This window comes from Lysobacter zhanggongensis, from assembly GCF_046638635.1.
In the GTDB taxonomy this organism is placed as follows: Bacteria; Pseudomonadota; Gammaproteobacteria; order Xanthomonadales; family Xanthomonadaceae; genus Novilysobacter; species Novilysobacter luteus.
Window position 1 is genome coordinate 1 of the sequence record NZ_JBJXHK010000113.1, and the last position, 5,444, is coordinate 5,444.

Annotated in this window: 5 protein-coding genes and 1 pseudogene; all 6 read right to left on the minus strand. The window is 69.7% G+C overall.

All coding sequences use genetic code 11. From position 1 onward, the window contains the following. A pseudogene (locus ACKVMH_RS12445) lies at positions 1-249 on the minus strand (flagellar biosynthesis protein FlhF); the annotation flags it as partial. Between the two features lie 74 nt (positions 250-323). Continuing rightward, on the minus strand, positions 324-2,390 hold the full coding sequence (gene flhA / locus ACKVMH_RS12450; protein WP_215219636.1) for a flagellar biosynthesis protein FlhA: 2,067 nt from the start codon (positions 2,388-2,390) through the stop codon (positions 324-326). Beyond that, positions 2,387-3,556, minus strand: coding sequence for a flagellar biosynthesis protein FlhB (gene flhB, locus ACKVMH_RS12455; protein ID WP_412700537.1), 1,170 nt, complete (start codon positions 3,554-3,556; stop codon positions 2,387-2,389). Before flhB ends, flhA begins: the two co-directional genes overlap by 4 nt. Before the next feature lie 27 nt (positions 3,557-3,583). Then, positions 3,584-4,372 (minus strand): flagellar biosynthetic protein FliR, encoded by a 789-nt coding sequence (gene fliR, locus ACKVMH_RS12460; RefSeq protein ID WP_215219638.1) that lies wholly within the window; start codon positions 4,370-4,372, stop codon positions 3,584-3,586. Between the two features lie 10 nt (positions 4,373-4,382). Next, entirely contained in the window at positions 4,383-4,652 is a 270-nt protein-coding gene (locus ACKVMH_RS12465) for a flagellar biosynthetic protein FliQ (RefSeq protein WP_215219639.1), read from the minus strand. A gap of 10 nt (positions 4,653-4,662) precedes the next feature. After that, positions 4,663-5,442 (minus strand): flagellar type III secretion system pore protein FliP, encoded by a 780-nt coding sequence (fliP, locus tag ACKVMH_RS12470; protein ID WP_412700538.1) that lies wholly within the window; start codon positions 5,440-5,442, stop codon positions 4,663-4,665. Positions 5,443-5,444: the final 2 nt, after the last annotated feature.

Sequence of the window (5,444 nt, forward strand, 5' to 3'; positions counted from 1 at the left end):
GGCGGAAGGCACCGCGGCGGGTTCGGCGGCGGCTGCCGGCGCGGCATTGGCGGTGGTCGGCGAGATCCGCGGCGTCGCCGCACGAAGGGCCTGGTGCACAAGCGCCTCGTCGTAGTCGGTGGCCGAGACCACCTCCACCCCTTCCGGACACGGACGGTTGGAGAGGATCACCGCATCCGGGCCTTGTTCGTCGCGGACCATCCGCAGCGCGGTGCGCATGTCGCTGGCAATGAATCGCTTGATTCTCATCAACTACCCCTGACCACTCCGGCGTGTGCCGTTCTCGTTGCGTCCTGCACCGCCGTGGCGGTGCCTCGTTGTGTTCAGCCGATCGCGCCGACCAGGCGCAACCGTTTGTCTTCCGGCACTTCCGTGTAGGCCAGCACCGACAGCGCGGGGACGCTGTGGCGGACCAGCCGCGCGATGGTTGCGCGGATGCCCGCCGGGACCAGCAGCACCGCGGGTTCGCCGCGGCCTTCCTGCTGGGTCACGCACTCGCTGAGGTTCTGGTGCAGCCGCTCGGCGAGTCCGGGTTCCAACGCGGCCCCCTGGCCGTTGACCGAGTCCTGCAATACCCGTTCCAGCGCTGGCGCCAGGGTGTAGACGGGCAGTTCCGGGTTGAGCCCGTTGAGCTCCTGCACGATGAAGCGGCCCAGCGCGGTGCGGACCGCGGCGGTCAGCGTGGCCGGGTCCTGGGTGTGGGCGCCGTGCTCCAGCATCGCCTCGACGATCTGCCGCATCTGCCGCAGCGGCACCTTCTCCACCAAGAGCGACTGCAGCACGCGCACCACCACCGACAGCGGCAGCAGCTTGGGCGTCAATTCCTCGACGAGCTTGGGTGCCGCCTTGCCGACACTGTTGAGCAACTGCTGCGCCTCCTCGTGGCCGAGCAGTTCGGCGGCGCGCTCGCGCACCACGTGGGACAGGTGGGTGGCCACCACGGTGGCGGCATCGACCACGGTGTAGCCCAGCGACTCGGCGTGCGCGTGCTGGCTCTTCTGGATCCAGACCGCGTCCAGCCCGAACGCCGGGTCCTTGCCGGGGATGCCTTCCAGTGGGCCGAACACCCGGCCTGGATCGAGGGCGAGCTCACGGTCGGCATGCAGCTCGCCGGTCGCCACCGGCACGCCGTGGACGAGGATGCGGTACTGGCCGGGCGCCAGCTCCAGGTTGTCGCGCACGTGCACGGCCGGGATCAGGAAGCCCAGGTCCTGGGTCAGCTTGCGGCGCACGCCTTTCAGGCGCGCCAGCAGTTCGCCGCCCTGGCTCTTGTCGACCAGCGCGATCAGCTTGTAGCCGACCTCCAGCCCGAGTGGCTCGACCGGGCGCACCTCGTCCCAGCTCAGTTCGGCGGTGGTCGGCGCGGACGCCAGCTCGGCGGCCTCGTCCTCGACCCGCGCATCTGTCGCGCCGCGCTTGTGCAGCCGCCACGCCGCATAGCCGAGCACCGCGGCCAGCACCAGGAACGGCAGGTTGGGCATGCCCGGCACGATGCCGACGAGCCCCATCAACAACGCGGCGACGATCAGTGCGCGCTTCTGCCCGAACACCTGCTTGCGTACCGCCGGGCCCATGTCCTGCTCGCGGGTCGCGCGAGTGACCAGCATTGCCGCGGCGGTGGAGATCAGGAGCGCCGGCAGCTGCGCCACCAGGCCGTCGCCGATCGCGAGCAGCGTGTAGGTCTGGGCCGAGTCGCCGAAGGCCATGTCGTGCTGCAGCAGGCCGATCAGGATGCCGCCGACCAGGTTGATCACCAGGATCAGCAGGCCGGCGATGGCGTCGCCACGGACGAACTTGCTGGCACCGTCCATCGAGCCGTAGAAGTCGGCCTCCTCGCGCACTTCCTCGCGGCGCGCGCGGGCGTCCTCGCGCGACAGCAGGCCGGCATTGAGGTCGGCGTCGATCGCCATCTGCTTGCCGGGCAACGCGTCGAGGATGAAGCGGGCCGAGACTTCCGAGATGCGCCCGGAACCCTTGGTCACCACCACGAAGTTCACGATGGTCAGGATCGCGAAGACGATCAGGCCGACCGCGTAGCTGCCCCCGATCACGAACTGCGCGAACGACTCGATCACGTGGCCGGCCGCGGCCGGGCCTTCGTGGCCGTGCAGCAGCACCACGCGGGTGGAGGCGACGTTCAGGCCCAGCCGCAGCAGCGTGACCATCAGCAGCACGCTGGGGAACACGGAGAACTCGAGCGGCCGCTTGACGTAGACCACTGCCATCATCACCACCAGCGACAGCGCGATGTTGATGGTGAACAGCGCGTCCAGCATCAGCGGCGACAGCGGCACCACCACCATCGCCAGCATCGCCAGCACGATGATCGGCGCGGCGGCGCCATTGCGGATCGCGGCGGCGATGCCGGAAAGCCGGCTCCCGGTGCTCATCGCGTCGGCTCCCCGTCACCGTTGGCAGGCCCGGCCGCCGTGTCCGGCGCACCGTCGGCGCCGACGTCGACCTGGGCCAGCACCGGCATCGGCCCGTGGGACGGGTGCCAGTGCCTGAGCTGGTACACGTAGGACAGCACCTGTGCGACGGCAGCGTAGAGTTTCACCGGGATTTCCTGGTCGACCTGCGCCTGCCGATACAAGGCGCGTGCCAGCGGCGGCGCCTCCAGTACCGCGACCCGGTGCTTGCCGGCCACGTCGCGGATCGCCAGCGCCATCTCGTCGACGCCCTTGGCCACCACCCGCGGGGCGCGCATGTTGCCGGCGTCGTACTTGAGCGCGACCGCGTAGTGGGTCGGGTTGGTCACGACCACGTCGGCGGTCGGCACCGCCTCCATCATCCGGCGCTGCGACATCTGCTGCGCGATCTGGCGGACCTTGGCCTTGACCTCCGGGTTGCCCTCCATCTCCTTGAACTCGTCGCGGATCTCCTGCTTGGTCATCTTCAGCTTGCTGCGGTGCCGGTAGTGCTGCCACGGCACGTCGATCGCGGCCAGCAACGCGAGCGAGCCGACCATCGCCAGCAGCGCCCACAGCGCGGTGTCCAGGCCGGTGGCGATGGCCTCCTCCAGCGACATGCCGGGGATCGCCAGCAGCTTGTGGAAGGCGCGGTAGACCATGGCGCCGCCGACGCCGAGTACCAGCCCGACGCGCGCGAGCGAACGCAGCAGTTCGGCCAGGCTCTCCTTGCCGTAGATGCGGCCGAGGCCGGTCATCGGATTGAGCCGCTTGATGTCGGGCTGCAGTGCCTTGCCCGAGAACCGCAGGCCGCCCAGCAGCGCCGGGCTGATCAGGCAGGCGAGCAGGGCGGCGGCCAGCATCGGCACCACCGGCAGTACCAGGCTGCCGGCCAGCCGCGCGCTGTGGGCGAGCAGCCGGTCGGGGTGGCCAAGCAGGGCCGGGTCGAGGATCAATGCATCGCGCAGCCAGCCCTGGCCGGACGCACCGAGCGAGGAGGCGGTCATCATCAGGGCGATGGTCGCGGTGCCGAGCACCGCCACGTTGCCGAGTTCGCGCGAGCGCGGGACGTCGCCCTTTTCGCGGGCTTCGCGCAGGCGTTTCTCGGTAGGTTGTTCGGTGCGGTCGTCCTTGTCTTCGCTCGCCATCTGCTCGCCGGCCTTGCTCTGCGGTTGCTACGGGGTCAGTGCGCGGGCGGCGAGGAAGGCATCCTCGAACAGCCGCTGCACCGGCCCCTGCAGTTCCCGTGCCAGCAGGCTCAGCAGGACCAGACCGACCAGCAACGCGACCGGCAGGCCGATCTGGATCGGATTGAGCGAGGCGGCCGCGCGCGACAGCACGCCGAACGCCAGGTTGGACGCCAGCAGTGCCATCATCACCGGCAGCGCCAGCAGCAGGCCGACGCGCAGGCAGGTGCCGAAGAACGCCGGCAGCGCGGCGAGGAAATCGCCCAGGTCGGCCAGTGGCGTGCCGATCGGAAGTGCCCGGTAGCTGTCGACCAGCAGGTTGACCAGCGCCAGGTGGCCGTCGAGGGTGAAGAACAGCAGCCCGAACACCAGGAAGAACCACTGCGACAGCACGTTCGACGATGCGCCGCTGAGCGGGTCGGCCATGGTCGCGAACGACAGGCCCATGCCCTGGCTGATCAGCTCGCCGGCGAATTGCCCGGCCTCGAAAGCCAGCCGCAGCACCAGCCCCAGCGCGATGCCGACCGCGAACTCGCGGACCACGTTGAGCACGGTGGCGGCGTTGACCGCGGCCGGGGGCGGTTCGGGCAGTACCGTCGACATCGCCGCGGACAGCGCCAGTGCCAGGATCAGGCGCGCCTGCACCGGCATGCCGCGTCCACCCACCATCGGCAGCACCTGCAGCGCGGCGCCGATGCGTAGCAGGTGCCATAGCACCGCGGCGAGCATGCCGAACAGGTTGAGCCCGTCGACGGTGGTGGCGGTGACCGGGTCCATCGAGCGCGGATCAGCCGATCAGGTGCGGGATGCGCTGGAACAGGTCGATGGTGAACGACACCAGCCGGCCGAGCAGGAAGTGGCCGGTCAGTGCCAGCACCGCCACCAGCGCGATGGCCTTGGCCACGAAGGCGATCGTCTGCTCGTTGATCTGGGTGGCGGCCTGGATCACGCCGACCATCACGCCGATGACCAGCACCGCCAGCAGCGGCGGCGCGCCGAGCAGCAGCGCCATCTGCAGGCCGCGGCCGATTTCGGTGAGGGCGACTTCGGGCGTCATCGTCGCGCGCTCAGAGGTTGAAGCTGGCGGCGAGCGAGCCGACCACCAGCACCCAGCCGTCGACCAGCACGAACAGCAGGATCTTGAACGGCGCCGAGATCATCATCGGCGACAGCATCATCATGCCCATCGACATCAGCACGCTGGCGACCACCAGGTCGATGATCACGAACGGGATATAGATCAGGAACGCGATCTCGAACGCGGTCTTGAGCTCGCTGGTAAGGAACGAAGCGGCCAGCACGCCGAACGGCACGTCCTGCGGCGAGGCGTACGGCCCGGTGCCCGACAGGCCGGCGAAGGTCATCAGGTCGTTCTCGCGGATCTGGCCGAGCATGAAGCCGCGGAAGGGCTCCAGCGCGGCGGTCCAGGCCTGGCGGAACTCCATCTGGTCGTTGAGGTAGGGCGAGATCGCGGTCACCCAGGCCTGGTCGAACACCGGCATCATCACCATCGCCGTCAGGAACAGCGCCAGTGCCAGCAACACCTGGTTGCTGGGGGTCTGGCCGGTGCCGAGTGCCTGCCGCAGCAGGCCCAGCACGATGATGATGCGGGTGAACGCGGTCAGCCCCAGCAGCGCCGCCGGCAACAGCGTGATCGCCGTCATCAGCAGCAGCACCTGCAGCGGCATGCTGACCGGCTCGCCGCCGATGTTGCCGACGTTGACCGACGGCAACGGCGTGCTGGCGGCCGGGGCGGCAGCGGGCTGCATCTGCGCCTGGGCCTGCGCGGCCGCTGGGGCGGTCTGCGCGTCGGCCGGTGCGACGAAGCCGGCGAACGCCAGCACCATCG